10 protein-coding genes are annotated in these 16,032 nt (G+C 54.6%); 4 read left to right on the top strand and 6 right to left on the bottom strand.

The window, feature by feature from the left end:
• Positions 1 to 142: 142 nt before the first annotated feature.
• Positions 143 to 1,312: a serine hydrolase gene (locus J1779_RS01560; RefSeq protein WP_217202692.1), complete on the bottom strand. Its 1,170-nt coding sequence runs from the start codon at positions 1,310 to 1,312 to the stop codon at positions 143 to 145.
• A gap of 461 nt (positions 1,313 to 1,773) precedes the next feature.
• Here J1779_RS01560 and J1779_RS01555 point away from each other — a divergent pair, with 461 nt between their 5' ends.
• Complete coding sequence (locus J1779_RS01555) at positions 1,774 to 4,080, top strand: FdhF/YdeP family oxidoreductase (protein ID WP_122095366.1); 2,307 nt, start codon at positions 1,774 to 1,776, stop codon at positions 4,078 to 4,080.
• 148 nt (positions 4,081 to 4,228) lie between these two features.
• Positions 4,229 to 6,172 (top strand): exoribonuclease II, encoded by a 1,944-nt coding sequence (locus J1779_RS01550; RefSeq protein WP_217202691.1) that lies wholly within the window; start codon positions 4,229 to 4,231, stop codon positions 6,170 to 6,172.
• A gap of 112 nt (positions 6,173 to 6,284) precedes the next feature.
• Here J1779_RS01550 and araC read toward each other — a convergent pair whose 3' ends face one another.
• The 4 genes from araC to J1779_RS01530 all read right to left on the bottom strand — a co-directional run bounded on the left by araC (position 6,285) and on the right by J1779_RS01530 (position 11,125).
• On the bottom strand, positions 6,285 to 7,208 hold the full coding sequence (gene araC / locus J1779_RS01545) for an arabinose operon transcriptional regulator AraC (RefSeq protein ID WP_056777252.1): 924 nt from the start codon (positions 7,206 to 7,208) through the stop codon (positions 6,285 to 6,287).
• 176 nt (positions 7,209 to 7,384) lie between these two features.
• The gene (gene araH, locus J1779_RS01540; RefSeq protein WP_056777255.1) at positions 7,385 to 8,389 is read right to left on the bottom strand and encodes an L-arabinose ABC transporter permease AraH; all 1,005 of its coding nucleotides are present in this window, start codon (positions 8,387 to 8,389) and stop codon (positions 7,385 to 7,387) included.
• Positions 8,390 to 8,406: 17 nt separating this feature from the next.
• Positions 8,407 to 9,990: an L-arabinose ABC transporter ATP-binding protein AraG gene (araG, locus tag J1779_RS01535; RefSeq protein ID WP_238485020.1), complete on the bottom strand. Its 1,584-nt coding sequence runs from the start codon at positions 9,988 to 9,990 to the stop codon at positions 8,407 to 8,409.
• Between the two features lie 148 nt (positions 9,991 to 10,138).
• A complete protein-coding gene (locus tag J1779_RS01530; protein WP_056777260.1) occupies positions 10,139 to 11,125 on the bottom strand; it encodes an arabinose ABC transporter substrate-binding protein in 987 nt (328 codons plus the stop codon).
• Between the two features lie 416 nt (positions 11,126 to 11,541).
• Between J1779_RS01530 and J1779_RS01525 the strand changes: the two genes are divergently transcribed.
• Positions 11,542 to 13,221 carry a ribulokinase gene (locus J1779_RS01525; RefSeq protein ID WP_217202690.1) on the top strand — a complete coding sequence of 560 codons (1,680 nt, stop codon included), beginning with the start codon at positions 11,542 to 11,544 and terminating at the stop codon, positions 13,219 to 13,221.
• Between the two features lie 36 nt (positions 13,222 to 13,257).
• On the top strand, positions 13,258 to 14,763 hold the full coding sequence (gene araA / locus J1779_RS01520) for an L-arabinose isomerase (protein ID WP_122095370.1): 1,506 nt from the start codon (positions 13,258 to 13,260) through the stop codon (positions 14,761 to 14,763).
• Between the two features lie 100 nt (positions 14,764 to 14,863).
• Here araA and malI read toward each other — a convergent pair whose 3' ends face one another.
• The gene (gene malI / locus J1779_RS01515; RefSeq protein ID WP_056777268.1) at positions 14,864 to 15,895 is read right to left on the bottom strand and encodes a Mal regulon transcriptional regulator MalI; all 1,032 of its coding nucleotides are present in this window, start codon (positions 15,893 to 15,895) and stop codon (positions 14,864 to 14,866) included.
• Between the last annotated feature and the right edge of the window lie 137 nt (positions 15,896 to 16,032).

Genomic DNA, 16,032 nt, shown 5'->3' with positions numbered 1-16,032 from the left:
GATAATATGAATTACGCCAATTACATTTAAAAACAATAACTCCGTCATATTTTATAAATTATCAATACTTCAAATTTATGGCAAAAAAAATCCCCGGTCATTTCACCAGGGATTATTAATACTTATTATTAAGGAAGTTATTTTAAATTTTCAGTTTCACATAATCGATCGCCCGGCTGATGATTCCGCCCTCGGCGACATCTTCTAATGCCACCAGCGGCACGGTTTTAATCACTTTGCCGTTATCCACGATATTGATATTGCCCAGCTCCTGCCCTTTTTTCAGCGGTGCTTCAACCTGCGGGTTAGTCAGAACATACTGTGCTTTCAGTTTATCGGCATCCGCCTGCGGTACGCTGATGAATACATCGCTCAGCGAACCGACTTTCACCTGGGAATTCGCACCGTACCAGACATGTTCATCAGAGACAGTCTGACCCGCTTTGAAAATCTGCTTGCTGGTGTATTCGCGGAATCCCCAGGTCAGCAGTTTACGTGCCTGCTCTTCACGCCCTTTTGAACTTTTCCCACCCATGACGACGGCAATCAGACGACGGTTACCCTGCGTTGCCGAAGCGATAATGTTAAAACCGGCGCTTTCGGTATGACCGGTTTTCAGGCCGTCTACCTGCAGGTTTTTATCCCACAACAGGCCGTTACGGTTTTGCTGAGTGATGTTGTCATATGTCAACGATTTCTCGGCATACATCTGATATTCCTCAGGCTCGCCGCCAATGATGGCTCGGGAAAGCTTGGCGAGATCGTATGACGTCGTGAACTGCCCCGGCGCATCCAGACCGTGCACGGTTTCGAAATGGGTGTTGGTCAGGCCCAGGCTGACGACATATTTGTTCATCATGCCGACAAAACTGTCCTGGCTGCCCGCCACATAGTCAGCCATCGCCACGCAGGCATCGTTACCGGAGGTAATGATGATCCCGCGGATCAAATCGCGCACGGAAACACGGTCGCCCGGTTTGAGGAACATCAGGGAAGAACCATCGAGACTTTTATTACCCGCCACCCAGGCTTCCTGAGGCACGGTCACCACGTCATTCATGGTGATTTTTTTCTGATCCAAAGCACGGTCAATCACGTAGCCGGTCATCAGTTTGGTCAGGCTGGCCGGGTTACGGCGATCGTCCGGATTCCCTGCCGCCAGCACATCACCGCTGGCGTAATCCATCAGGACAAACGAGGCGGCATCAATGCTCGGTGGCACAACCGGGAAATCGAGTGGCGCGACAGCGTGGGCGCTGCCCGCAGAGAACATCAACACACAAGACAAAACACTTATTACACTACGTTTCACTGAGTCTTCCTTAAACGTGCCGTATTGACCGGCGCATAAAAATGCACAGGCAATATACAAAAAAATCATAGATTGAGATCTGCGGCATAGGGTGCCTTAAATCGGCGTGCAGAAAAACCCTTAGTCTTTTGCTAAGCATTTCATAATGAAACGGTTCAGTTACAAGTTGGACGCTTTTTCAGCAAAACAGTCAGTTGCCCGCGCAATCAGTTTTGATTATCACAACCTGCTGTTTTTTAACCTGATGAAACTGACTTTAAGCCCCCGTCAGAACTGGGAAATGTGGATTTCACGCCGAACTTTTTGCGTCATAGAGGTTATCTATCACACCATCACGGCATTCGATTAGACGTATTCCCCTCGCCCTCCTAAACTTGTGACATAAAATTAACAATCCGATTAACATTTTGCCGATCCGATTGTTTCCAGACCAGAATAAAAACCACCTGCGAAGCATAATTATGAAATTCAAAACTGAGATCAAACCCTACCACGGCGCGGCCGGTGGCTGGGGTGCATTAGAATCCACCACCCGTTTCGTCTTCGACAGTAAAAAAGTCCTCTCAAATTTACGTAACCTGATGCGTGTTAACAAAGGTCGCGGTTTTGACTGTCCGGGCTGCGCCTGGGGCGATGATAATCACAGTACGTTCAGCTTCTGCGAAAACGGCGCGAAAGCCGTCAGCTGGGAAGCCACCCGTAAAGCCGTCGAACCGGAGTTTTTCGCTCAGCACAGCGTGAGCAAACTGCGTGAGCAGAGCGATTATTTCCTGGAATATCAGGGACGTCTGACCCACCCGATGCGCTACAACCGCACCACCGACCATTACGAACCGATCAGCTGGGATGCTGCCTTTTCGCTGATCGCCAGCCATCTTAAAGGTCTGGAAAGCCCGGATCAGGCTGATTTTTACACCTCCGGACGCGCCAGCAACGAAGCTTCATATCTGTATCAGGTGTTTGGCCGCATGTTCGGCACCAACAACTTCCCTGACTGTTCCAACATGTGCCATGAAGCCAGCGGCGTTGGCCTGAAACAGAGTATCGGCGTCGGTAAAGGCACGGTCCGTCTGGACGACTTTGAAAAAGCCGATGCCATTTTCGTCTTCGGGCAAAATCCGGGGACCAACCATCCGCGTATGCTGCACAGCCTGCGTCACGCAGCCGATCGCGGCGCGAAAGTGGTCAGCTTTAACACCCTGCGCGAACGTGGTCTGGAGCGTTTTGCCGATCCACAAAAACCGCTGGAAGTGGTCACACCGAAGGCCGGTCGCATCAGCTCCGCCTATTACCAGCCCAATCTGGGCGGCGATATGGCGGCCGTACGCGGCATCGTCAAAGCGCTGTTACAGACTCACCGCGAGCGCATTGCCTCCGGCCAGCCGTCCCTGTTCGATGATGCGTTTATTGCGCAAAACAGCGCTGGCGTGGACGAGTATCTGGCAATAGTGGATGCCACCAGCTGGGAAAAAATCACTGAACAGTCTGGCCTGAGCGAGCAGGATCTGCGCGAAGCCGCGGCTATTTATATGCACGCCGAACGCGTGATCTGTACCTGGGCGATGGGCATTACTCAGCACAAACATTCCGTGCCGACCGTGCGTGAAATCACCAACCTGCAACTGCTGTTTGGTCAGTTGGGTAAACCGGGCGCGGGGCTTTGTCCGGTGCGTGGCCACAGTAATGTGCAGGGTAACCGCACCATGGGTATCGACGAAAAAGCGCCGAAAGCCCTGCTGGATGCGATGGAAAAACATTACCATTTCACCCCACCGCGGACTCCGGGCCACAACACGGTAGAAGCGCTGGAAGCCATGCTGCGTAAAGAAGCGAAAGTGCTGATTTGCCTTGGCGGTAATCTCGCGGCGGCGGCACCGGATACGCCGCGTACCCTTCAGGCGCTGAGCAATCTTGAACTGTCGGTGCAGATCAGTACCAAACTGAATCGCAGCCACCTGACGCCGGGTCATGAAGCGCTGATCCTGCCAACGCTGGGTCGTACCGAGCTGGACATGCAGGCCACCGGTTCGCAGTTCATCACCGTCGAAGACTCTTTCAGCATGGTGCATGCGTCCGAAGGTGTGGGTATTCCGTTATCCAAAGAACAGCGTTCCGAAACGGCCATTGTCTGCGGTATCGCCGATGCGGTTCTCGGCGACAAATACCTCGACTGGATGGCGCTGGCGGATGATTACAATCTGATCCGCGATCACATCGAAGCGACCATTCCTGGCTTTAAAGACTTTAATGCGCGCTGCGACATTAAAGGCGGGTTCTATCTGGGCAATGCAGCGGCAGAACTGAATTTCAACACCCTGAGCGGCAAGGCGAATTTCAGCGCCGCGCCGTTGCCTGATGTGCTGATCCCAATGGGCGACCGCAATGCGCCGTTCACGCTGCAGACCCTGCGTTCCCATGACCAGTACAACACCACGATTTACGGCCTTGATGACCGTTACCGTGGCGTCTATGGTCAGCGTGAAGTGCTGTTTATTCACCCGCAGGATCTGGCCGATTTAGGCCTGAAAGACGGTGAACTGGTGGAAATCGAAACGCTGTGGAACGATGGCGTTGAGCGCAAAGTCAGCGGTTTCAAACTGGTGAGCTACGACATTCCGCGCGGCAATCTGGCGGCCTATTATCCGGAAACCAATCCGCTGGTGCCGATGTCGAGTTTTGGCGATCAGACCCACACCCCGACCTCAAAAGCGGTGCCGGTGACAATCCGTCGCTGTGAACAAACCGTCGATCTGCAACGTATCGCCTGATCCCTTTTGCGGGGTGTGCCGTAAATCCTCCCTTTCGCGTCGGCGTTATGAGGCGAAAGGGGGGATAAGAGCTTGCCCGACGGTGCCAGATCGCGTAAAACTGTCTGCCGCTAATCGAGCCACATTAACCCCCAATTCTCTGGACGATATGTTTCAAGATAACCCGCTGCTCGCGCAGCTAAAACAGCAACTTCACTCTCAGACTCCACGTGTCGAAGGCATTGTGAAAGGCACTGAGAAAGGCTTTGGCTTTCTTGAAGTAGACGGCCAAAAAAGCTATTTCATTCCGCCTCCGTACATGAAAAAAGTCATGCACGGTGACCGCGTGATCGCCTCACTGCAAACCGAAAAAGAGCGTGAAGTCGTCCAGCCGGAAACCCTGGTTGAACCTTTCCTCAGCCGTTTTGTGGGTCGTGTGACCAAAAAAGACGACCGTCTTACTATTCTTCCCGATCACCCTTTATTACGTGATTCCATTCAGTGCCGCGTTGCCCGTAACATCAATCATGAAGTGAGCGACGGCGACTGGTGTGTGGCTGAAATGCGCCGCCACCCGCTGAAAGAAGGTGATCACAGCTTCCAGGCTGAAATCACTGAGTGGATCACCACCGGCACTGACGATCTCGCGCCGTGGTGGGTGACACTGGCACGTCATAATCTTGAACGCGAGGCACCTAAATCTGACATCGCCGAATTGCGCGACGAAGGCCTGACCCGCGAAGATCTGACTGCCCTGCCGTTTGTCACCATCGACAGCGGCAGCACGCAGGACATGGATGACGCGCTGTATGTCAAAGACAACGGCGACGGCACCCTGCAAATGACCATCGCGATTGCTGACCCGACAGCTTATGTAGCAGAAGGCAGCGATCTCGACAATATTGCTAAAAAACGCGCATTCACCAACTATCTGCCGGGCTTTAACATCCCGATGCTGCCGCGTGAATTGTCCGACGACATCTGTTCACTGTGGCCGGATGTCAGCCGTCCGGTTCTGGCGTGCTCTGTGACGCTCAGCACCGATGGCACCCTGGGCAGTGACATCCGTTTCTTCGCCGCGACCATCGAGTCCAAAGCCAAGCTGGCTTACGATAACGTGTCTGACTGGCTGGAAACCGAAGAGAAAAGCGAATGGCAGCCGGCCAGTGAGGTGATCGCCTCGCAGATCCGCCTGCTGAAACGCGTCTGTGACGTGCGCAGTGCATGGCGCACTGAGCACGCGCTGGTGTTTAAAGATCGTCCTGATTACCGCTTCGTGCTGGGTGAGAAAGGCAACGTGCTGGAAATCGTCGCCGAGCATCGCCGCATCGCTAACCGCATCGTGGAAGAATCGATGATTGCCGCCAACGTCTGTGCCGCCATCGCCCTGCGCGACAGCCTCGGTTTTGGCGTTTACAACGTGCACACCGGTTTTGATCCGCTGCTGGTTGAGAACGCGGTCACCGTGTTGCAGGCCAATGACGTGCAAGCCAACGCCGATGAGATGCTGACACTGCCGGGCTTCTGCGCCTTGCGCCGTAAGCTTGATGCCTTGCCAACGCAGTTCCTCGACAGCCGCATTCGTCGTTTCCAGACCTTTGCAGAAATCAGCACCACGCCGGGGCCGCACTTTGGTCTGGGTCTGGAAGCTTACGCCACCTGGACGTCACCCATCCGTAAATACGGCGATATGGTGAACCACCGCTTGCTGAAAGCGATGATCCTTCAACAGTCTGCTGAGAAACCTCAGGATGAGATGACCGTACAGCTGGCAGAGCGCCGTCGCGCGAACCGCATGGCTGAGCGTGATGTCGGTGACTGGCTGTACGCCCGTTATCTGGAAGATAAAGTCGGTACTGAGGTGAAGTTCAGCGCTGAAATTATCGATGTGACCCGCGGCGGCCTGCGTATCCGTCTGCAAGATATCGGCGCCGTGGCGTTCATTCCTGCTCCGTTCCTGCACAGCGTGCGCGACGAGCTGGTGTGCAGCGCTGACACCGGCACCGTGCTGATTAAAGGCGAAGTGGCCTACCGCCAGAGTGACATCATTGATGTGACGATTGCGGAAGTGCGCATGGAAAACCGAAATGTGATCGCCCGACCTGCGGCGTAACTTTCGTCAGTACGTTAAAAAGAGAAAAGCCGGTTTTTATACCGGCTTTTTTTTGTCTGCTTTATCAGCGTTCGTCTGAATTTTGCTCATCACTGTTCAGGCTGTGAGAGGCTCAGAAGTGATAGGCCACCGCATTATCCGCCTGCGCCCGGTAAGGCTTTGCCGGGTAATTGATCTCGACGCTGCGGCGGCGGAAATCACTCGGGCTGACCCCTACCCGCTTGCGAAATACCCTTGAGAAGTACAGCTGGTCGTCATATCCCACCACGCGCCCGATGGTCGCGATTGACTCCTGCGTCGTCTGCAACAGCAGTTTGGCGCGGATCACCCGCTGATCTTCGCGCCAGCGGAGAATGTTAATCCCCACCTGCTCGCGGAACAAATGCGCCAGCCGCGATGGCGACAGGCAGACATGGCGGGCGACTTCATCAATGCGCAGCTCACCGGCCAGATTACCGGTAATAAACTGACAGGCTTCGATAACGCGCGGATCCATGATTTTTTGCGGGCTCTGCGGGTCTTCTTCCATTGCACGCAACAACAGACGTTCCAGCAGGTTCATGCCCAGTTCTTCGCAAAAACGGCGGCCTGATTTTTGCGTCTGTTCGATGTTTGCGAACAGCCGGTCGAATTCCAGCAACAGGGTGTTATTCGGCAAAGAGAGACGCCCGACGTCGCGGGTTTTGGTGTGCCATTCCAGCCAGTCGGCCCAGTAGGCGCGCGGGCGGAAATAGACCCAGCGGTGATACCAGGAGTCTGCGTTAGCCGAGCGGCTGTAAAGATGGCGCGCTTTCGGCGGGAACAGCAACAGATCGCCGGGGTTGCAATAAAAGGTATCCTCGCCGTCAAAAACTTTCCCCTGGCCTTTTACCGTCAGGTTGAGAATAAAGCCTTTCATGCCGCCGGGGCGGTCAATGGCGAAATCCAGCGGGCCATCAGCAAGGATCGGTGTCATTCCGGCGACCAGATAAGCATTAAAACTGTAACCCGGTAACAGCGGATTTTGCTGCTGATCCTGAATCATGCGGTGATACATCGAACCTCCTGAACATCACGTGGCTATGGATTTTTCATCTATTCTAATCGGCGGTGAAAACGCTGCCAGTAAAGGTTATCAATTTGTGAACAACCACGCGTTTTTACGGCACTTAACCCCTGAAAGCGTTAAATGCCGTGAAAAAAGCGCGGTGAAAGCGTTATCACAAAACCGGTTTACAGGGTCTTTTTAGCTTTCTGCTTGTAGCGGTCGAAGATCACCGCCGCCAGCAGGATCAAGCCACGCACCACGTACTGCGAGAACGGGGAAATGTTCAGCAGGTTCATGGCATTTTCAACCGTACCGAGGATCAAAATCCCGGATACCACGTAGGAAATCTTGCCAATACCGCCTTTCAGGGAAACGCCACCCAGCACACAGGCGGAGATGACGATCAGTTCAAAGCCCAGCGATGTCATTGGCTGGCCGCTGGTCATACGCGACGCCAGAATGATCCCCGCTGCCGCCGACACCAGCCCGGACAACATGAAAATGATGATTTTGGTACGCACCACCGGCACACCGGCCAGACGCGCCGCGTCCTCATTACCGCCAATCGCCAGCGTGTTACGCCCGAAAGTGGTTTTGTTGAGCAGCAGACCGAAGATAATCAGACAGCCGACGGTCAGCCAGATCGGTGCAGGCAGCCCGAACCAGTTGGCATAACCGAGGGCGAAGAAACGCTCATCTTCGATACCGACCGCTTTACCGTCGGAAATGATATACGCCAGACCGCGCACAATCTGCATGGTTGCCAGCGTGGTGATCAGCGCATTGATTTTCAGCCGGGCGATCACGAAACCGTTGAGTAAACCGGTCAGCATCCCCAGCACCAGCCCCGCACCGACGCCAATCCACAGGCTTTCGGTGAGGTTAATCACCACCGCCGTGGTGACACCCGCGCAGGCAATGACCGATGCCACGGACAAATCGAAATCACCGGAGGCCAGACAGAACAACATGCCGCAGGCGACCATCCCGGACATTGAAATCGCCAGCCCCAGACCTTTCATGTTGATGAAAGAACTGAAGTTTGGCACGAAAATGGTACAGGCAATGAACAGCACGGCGAACACCACTAACATGCCGTAACTGTCCCAGATACGCATCAGGCCCTGGCCGCCGCGTGAAGCCGCTGAGGGTTGATCCGGTTTGGCGGAATTGGTTGTCATACTCGACATAATATTTTGCTCCTCGGTCAGGCTGCGTCAGGGGCAGAAGTCAGGTCTGGCGTTCGCAACATCGCGAGCCCCAGCGCTTTTTCTTCGGTGGCTTCGTCATGGGACAGTTCGCCGGAGATGGCGCCTTCGCGCATCACCACAATTCTGTCGGCCAGACCCAGCACTTCCGGTAAGTCACTGGACGCAAACAGCACCGCAATGCCTTGTTTTGCCAGAGAATAAATTACGTTGTAGATTTCATGTTTCGCGCCGACGTCAATGCCGCGCGTCGGTTCATCCAGCAAAATCACTTTCATGTCTTCCGACAACCAGCGGCCAAGAATGGCTTTTTGCTGATTACCGCCGGACAAATTCATGATCAGCTGCTGATCGCTCGGGGTTTTAATATTCAGCGCCTCGATATGCTTGCGCGCATTTTTCGCTTCCCAGGCGTTGTTGATCAGGCACCCTGCTTTCACCGTTTTACGGCGGGCACTGATGTTGATGTTGTCGCGCACCGAGTGAACCGGAATGATGCCGTCAGCCTTGCGGTCTTCCGGGCAAAGCATGATGCCCTGACGAATGGCATCCGCCGGTTTACGGATGTTCATTACCGCACCGTCCAGCCTCAGTGTGCCGCCGGTTATGCGCGTGCCGCCGAATAATCCTTTCATCAGCTCGCTGCGCCCTGCACCGACCAGCCCGAACAGACCGACAATTTCCCCCTGACGCACCGTCAGGCTGACCGGCGTTCTCACGCCCGGCGCTTTGACTTCATCCAGTTCGAGGCGGATTTCGCCATGCGGACGCGGTGCGTAACCGTATATATCATCCAGATTACGGCCCACCATCGCCTGCACCAGTTTGCTGTTATCGACCTGCGTCATGTCGTCGAACGTACGCACATAGCGGCCATCCTTGAACACCGTGACAGCGTCACTTAACGCGAAGATTTCTTCCATACGGTGGGAGACATACAAAATCACGCGCCCTTCGGCACGCAACTCACGGATAACCCTGAATAATTGTTCTATTTCACGGGCAGAGAGCGAACTGGTTGGCTCGTCAAAGGCAATGATTTTGGCGTTACGCGCCAGGGCTTTGGCGATCTCCACCATCTGCCACTGACCGATGGAGAGATACTTGAGCGGCGTATCCGGGTTAATGTCCAGCCCGAGGTGTTCTAGCTGAATTTTGGCTTCATAGCGCAGCAGTTTACGGTTCACAAAACCGTATTTGCTCGGCAATTGTCCGAGGTAAATGTTTTCTGCCACCGTCATTTCCGGCACCAGATGTAATTCCTGATAAATAATCGCCACGCCCGCATCAAGTGCGTCAGTGGTTTTATTAAAACTGACCGGCTGGCCTTTAATGTGAATAACGCCCTGCGACGGCTGATAATTACCGCTGAGGATTTTTAACAGCGTCGATTTACCTGCGCCATTTTCGCCCATCAGTGCATGAATTTGCCCGGCATAACAATTGAAAGAAATTCCGTCCAGCGCTTTCACGCCCGGAAAAGTTTTGCCAATGTCATGGAATTCCAGATACGGCTTGGCCGCATCAAACTCCGTCAGCGACGGTTTCAGCAAAGGCGTCTTGGTTGAAGATTGCTGAGTCATAGTGGCTACCTGGAAATTAAGTGAAGTTGAATGCACGCCACTGCACAGCAGAAAACAGTACGTAACCTTTTATAAATAACTTATAAAAAAAACTGTCGTCCGTTATGCAGCAGCGTTATCTGATGCTCTTTTCAAATGATCCCGGAAATTACATGAGCCCTTTTTTCTTCAATTCTTCTTTGAAGTTATCGCGGGTGATTAACACAACGTCAGTCACTTCGGTGAATTTCGGTGGCTCAACGCCTTTGGTCACCCATTCGTTCAGCATCTGGATACTTTTGTAACCGTGGATATCCGGGCTGGGTAACAGGGAACCGTAGAAGCCGGTTTGCGCGCTTTTCGACAGCTCATTCACCGCATCCACACCGTTGATACCAATGCCGATCACGTTAGCCGCTTTAAAGCCCTGACCTTCCGTTGCACGCACGCCACCGAGCACGGTGTTGTCGTTCATGCCGATGATCAGCCAGTTTTTCACTTCAGGATGTTGCACCAGCAGGGAGTTACCGGCATCCAGTGCGCCAGGGATATCGTTAGATTTGGTCGGCACTTTGTAGATTTGTTTTTCCGGGAAACCGGCCGCTTTCAGCGCGTCCATTGAACCGGAAGTACGACGACGTGCGGTGTCCAGCTCATCGGCGGTGATGGCCATGACGCCTGTCTCAGCCGGTTTCCAGCCACGTTTTTGCATCTCTTTATACAGTTCCTGCCCCTGACGCTCGCCGATTTTGGTCGCGGCCATCATCACTAACGGCACTTCTTCCATTGGCTTGCCTTTGGCATTCACGAACTGGTCATCCACCTGGATCACTTTCATGTCATAGCTGCGCGCTTTCGCCATGATGGCAGGCCCGAGACGGGGATCCGGCGTACAGATAACAAAACCTTTCGCGCCGTTCGCCGCCAGACTGTCAATCGCATTCAACGTTTTTTCACCATCCGGCACGGCGATTTTAATGACCTCGAAGTTCAGGTCTTTACCGGCTTTATCGGCGAAGCGCCATTCAGTCTGGAACCAGGGTTCTTCAGGCTGTTTAACCAGGAAACCCAGCTTCGGATTTTCTGCTGCCATAGCTGAATGTGACATAACGGCTGCTAACCCTACCGCCGCTAATGCCTTAGTGAATTTATGCATGATGTTCTCCGACTTTTATTGTTGTTTTTCACAATTGCGCTCTGAAATCTGGTGGTTTGCCGCCATCGTGAAAACGTTATCAGTAGCGTAAGGAAACAAAGTGAGGATGCGCCGAAGTCCTGTGTATAGCGGATTTACGTCACACTCTCTTGTAAGACGGGTTAAGTTTTAGCGGTAATTTTGCAGCGGAATGTAGAGCGCTATCACACGCCGGGAAAACAGCAGGAATGTGCATAGATATAGCGATTTTAGCCAAACGCTAACATTTGACCAACCTCACAGAAACATCATTGGGAGCAGATTTGTGCATACTTCCAGCTAACGCCTCCTCACTGCCTTTTTGACATCCTCCTACTGTTAGAGCAATTCGATTCGCCGCCGTAATGACTACGGCAAACCTGAAGGAGTGAGAAAGAATGACGCAAGGTGCGATTGCTCTTGGTCTGGATTTTGGCAGCGATTCTGTCCGTGCACTGGCGGTAGATTGTCAGACGGGTGCTGAGATAGAAACGGATGTCGTGTATTACCCGCGCTGGAATGAAGGCCGTTACTGTGATGCGGCTAAAAATCAGTTCCGCCATCACCCGCTCGACTATATAGAAGCGATGGAGCAGGCGATAAAAAACGTGGTGACCCGCCTGGGCGATGAGCGCACCGCCCGCGTGGTCGGTATCGGTGTCGATTCCACCGGCTCAACCCCCGCGCCTGTCGATCATCAGGGCAACATTCTGGCGCTGAACCCGGAATTTGCCGAAAACCCGAACGCCATGTTCGTGCTGTGGAAAGATCACACGGCAATAGAAGAAGCCGAAGAGATCAACCGTCTGTGCCGCAGCGGCGATTTCCCTGATTACTCCCGCTACATCGGCGGCGTCTACTCCTCCGAATGGTTCTGGGCGAAAATCCTGCACGTTTCCCGCGCTGATGCCGCGGTGAAAGAAGCCGCCGCGTCGTGGGTTGAGCTGTGCGACTGGGTGCCCGCCCTGCTTTCCGGTACCACCGCGCCGGACAAAGTGGTGCGCGGGCGTTGCAGCGCCGGGCACAAAATGCTCTGGCATCCGTCCTGGGGCGGCCTGCCACCGAAAGATTTCTTCGCCGCCCTTGATCCGTTGCTGGTTGAAAACCTGCCATATCCGCTCTTTACCGATACCGTCACCGCCGAACAGGCCGTCGGTACCCTTACCCCTGAATGGGCAGCACGTCTCGGTTTACCGGCAAGCGTGGTGCTTTCCGGCGGCGCATTCGACTGCCATATGGGCGCCGTCGGTGCGGGCGCACAGCCGTATACGCTGGTGAAAGTCATCGGCACGTCCACCTGCGACATTCTGATTGCCGATAAAGCCCGCGTTAACGATCGTGCCATTGCCGGGATTTGTGGTCAGGTCGAAGGCAGCGTGGTGCCGGACATGATCGGGATGGAAGCCGGGCAGTCTGCCTTTGGCGACATGTACGCCTGGTTCAGCCGTCTGCTGAGCTGGCCGCTAATTCAGGCGGCGAAAACCCATCCTGAACTGCAAACACAGTTAACCGCATTACAAAAAAACCTCCTGTCGGATCTCACCGCCGCCTGGGCCGCCAATCCGAAACTGGATCACCTGCCGCTGGTGCTCGACTGGTTCAACGGCCGCCGCACGCCGTTTGCCAACCAGCGCCTGAAAGGCGTGATTACCGATATCAATTTAGGTACCGAAGCGCCGGAACTGTTCGGGGGCTTTATCGCCGCCACCGCCTTTGGCGCACGCGCCATCATGGAGTGTTTCGAACAGCAGGATATTCCGGTGGAAAACGTGCTGACCCTCGGCGGCATTGCGCGTAAATCGCCGGTCATCATGCAGGTGTGCGCCGACGCCATGAACCGTCCGCTGCAAATTGTCGCTTCAGATCAGTGCTGTGCGCTGGGTGCGGCGATCTTTGCCGCCGTCGCCGCCGGTGAATTCAGCGACGTGCCTGCCGCGCAGGAAAAAATGGCCTGCAGCATCGAACGCACGCTGCTGCCGGATCCGCAGCGCGTCGAGCAATATCAGCGCCTGTACGAACGTTATCAGCAATGGTGTGTCACGACTGAACCGCTGTTCGCAGCGAAGACGACGCATTAATTCCTCTTTCTCATATCCGATATTCAGGAGTAACAAATGGACGCGTTTAAACATCTCGAAGTGTGGTTCGCTATCGGCAGTCAGCATCTGTACGGGCCGGAAACGTTACGTCAGGTCAAAGAGAATGCCGAAAAAGTGGTGAACGGCCTGAACACGGAAGCCGGTTTGCCGATTAAGCTGGTGCTCAAACCCCTGGTGACCACGCCGGACGAAATCACCGCCCTGTGCCGCGAAGCGAACTACCACAACCCGTGCGTGGGGATCATCACCTGGCTGCACACCTTCTCGCCGGCCAAAATGTGGATCGCCGGCCTGAGCATCCTGCACAAGCCGCTGTTACAGTTCCATACGCAGTTCAACGCCGAAGTGCCGTGGGACACCATGGACATGGACTTCATGAACCTGAACCAGACTGCGCACGGTGGCCGTGAATTTGGCTTCATCGGTGCCCGTATGCGTCAGCAACATTCCGTGGTGGCCGGGCACTGGCAGGACGGTGAATCACATCGCCGCATCGCTCAGTGGATGCGCGTATCGGCGGCAAAAAATGAAAGTCAGCACCTGAAAGTGGCGCGTTTTGGCGACAACATGCGTGAAGTGGCAGTGACCGAAGGCGATAAAGTCGCCGCACAAATCCAGTTTGGCTACACCGTCAGCGCGTACGGTATCGGCGATCTGGTGAGTGTGATCAACGAAGTCAGCAAAGGTGACGTGGATACGCTGGTGGAAGAGTACGAAGCCACGTACCGTCTCACCGATACGGTCAAAGTCAACGGCGAACGCCGTGAAAACCTGCTGGACGCCGCGAAGATCGAACTGGGCATGACCCGTTTCCTCGAACAAGGCAAATTTGGTGCCTTCACCACTAACTTCGAAGATCTGCACGGCATGAAACAACTGCCGGGGCTGGCAGTACAGCGTCTGATGCAAAAAGGCTACGGCTTTGGCGGCGAAGGCGACTGGAAAACATCCGCCCTGCTGCGCATCATGAAAGTGATGGCCAGCGGCCTGAAAGGCGGCACGTCGTTTATGGAAGATTACACCTACCACTTCAAACCGGGGAACGATCTGGTGGTGGGCTCGCACATGCTGGAAGTGTGCCCGTCGATTGCCAAAGAAGAAAAACCGTTGCTGGATGCGCAGTTTCTCGGCATAGGCGGCAAAGCGGATCCGGCGCGTCTGATCTTCTCCACCCCGGCAGGTCCGGCGGTGAACGCCAGCGTCATCGACATGGGCGACCGCTTCCGTCTGCTGGTCAATCTGGTGGATACCGTCGAACAGCCTCATCCGCTGCCAAAATTGCCGGTCGCCCGCGCTATCTGGAAAGCCCAGCCATCACTGGCTACCGCGGCAGAAGCCTGGATCCTCGGCGGCGGCGCGCACCACACGGTATTCTCGCAGGCACTGGATATCGACGCGCTGCGTCTTTATGCCGAGCTTTCCGGAATTGAGTTGCTGGTGATAGATAACGACACGACGCTGGCAGACTTCAAAAACCAGATCCGCTGGAATGAGGTGTATTACAAGCTGTGCAGCCGTTAATCACGCAGGCCGTCGCCACGGCGGCCATGTGAATCACGCTGAGTCATCATGAGATTTCGCAGCGGCGCGCAGAGTCTGTTGTGCCGCTGTGAAATCCGCCTTACGCCGATTCCCTCTCCACCAGCCCCGGTGCGACGATAATATTCTGCGCCTCCAGATTTTGCCCCCCAATCCTCAGCATTAACCGGCGTGCCGCCGAATAACCAATTTCCCTGGCCGAGTTGACGATTGACGTCAGCGGAGGCTCGGTCAGCGCGGATTCCGGCGCATCCTCCATGCCGATCAGCGCGACTTTTTGCTGGAAGAAGTTATCGACAGCGCCACCGCCGACCTGGGTGCCGGTGCGCATCACACCAAAATAGGCACCGAGCGCAACGGAGGCTTTATGGCAGACGATGGCGCTGATTTTCGGGTAACGGGATAACAAGGCTTCTGCTGCATCGGCGGCGCATTTCTGCTGATAATCACACTCGATGATCCACTCACTGCGAAACGGCAGGCCGTATTGCAACAGCGTGGCGCAGAAGCCGCCCAGCCGCTCGGCGCGAGTGAGCGAATTGCTCAGGCCGCCCAGATACGCGATCTGTTTATGCCCGCGTTTGATCAGATATTCGGTGGCCATTTTCGCGGCCAGCATGTTGTCCGGGCGCACCACATCTACCCCTTCGATACCGCCGGAGCGCGCCGCGCAGATCAGCGGCACCCCATGTTCTTCCGCTTTTTCTTTCAGCCCGGCAATCGAATTCACCCCACCGGCGATAACGATGCCGTCAACGCCGTGCGTCAGTAAGGTATCAAAACAGCGCTCAAGGCCCTTGCCGGTTGAGCCGCTTTGCAGCAGAAACAGCACTTTGCCCTGCGCCTCAAACATCTCGCTCAGCCCGGCGGTCATTTCGGCATAAAAAGGCTCGCAGATATCGCGAACAATCAGCCCGACCACGCCGGATTCGCCGCCGCGCAGCGTACTGGCCTGACGGTTGCGCACAAACCCCAGTTCATCGACCGCACGGTTTACGCGCTCGGAGGTGGTCTGTGAAATTCGTCCTTTGCCGCTCAGCACCAGTGACACCGTGGTAACGGAAACTCCCGCGTGCTGCGCGACGTCAATAATCGTGATTTTTTTATGATTCATTGGACGTCATCGTTCATTTGAAACTCCATAAAACGGGATCCTTTCCCGCCCGCATTATTTACAACATTAAAAAATAAGCGTGGTCAGACAGTTATACCTAATTCACCGGATTGAGTAAAACGTTAAACCTGCCACCA

It is taken from the genome of Rahnella rivi (genome assembly GCF_019049655.1).
GTDB lineage: Bacteria > Pseudomonadota > Gammaproteobacteria > Enterobacterales > Enterobacteriaceae > Rahnella > Rahnella rivi.
Note: the sequence above shows the minus strand (reverse complement) of the source record. Positions and strands in the feature narration are given on the sequence as shown.

Bases quoted from the DNA above. Each gene is read 5' to 3' on its own strand.
- araC (WP_056777252.1), bottom strand. From the start codon at position 7,208: ATGTATCACCGCATGATTCAGGATCAGCAGCAAAATCCGCTGTTACCG.
- J1779_RS01550 (WP_217202691.1), top strand. From the start codon at position 4,229: ATGTTTCAAGATAACCCGCTGCTCGCGCAGCTAAAACAGCAACTTCAC.
- araH (WP_056777255.1), bottom strand. From the start codon at position 8,389: ATGTCGAGTATGACAACCAATTCCGCCAAACCGGATCAACCCTCAGCG.
- J1779_RS01530 (WP_056777260.1), bottom strand. From the start codon at position 11,125: ATGCATAAATTCACTAAGGCATTAGCGGCGGTAGGGTTAGCAGCCGTT.
- araG (WP_238485020.1), bottom strand. From the start codon at position 9,990: ATGACTCAGCAATCTTCAACCAAGACGCCTTTGCTGAAACCGTCGCTG.
- J1779_RS01525 (WP_217202690.1), top strand. From the start codon at position 11,542: ATGACGCAAGGTGCGATTGCTCTTGGTCTGGATTTTGGCAGCGATTCT.
- J1779_RS01555 (WP_122095366.1), top strand. From the start codon at position 1,774: ATGAAATTCAAAACTGAGATCAAACCCTACCACGGCGCGGCCGGTGGC.
- malI (WP_056777268.1), bottom strand. From the start codon at position 15,895: ATGAATCATAAAAAAATCACGATTATTGACGTCGCGCAGCACGCGGGA.
- araA (WP_122095370.1), top strand. From the start codon at position 13,258: ATGGACGCGTTTAAACATCTCGAAGTGTGGTTCGCTATCGGCAGTCAG.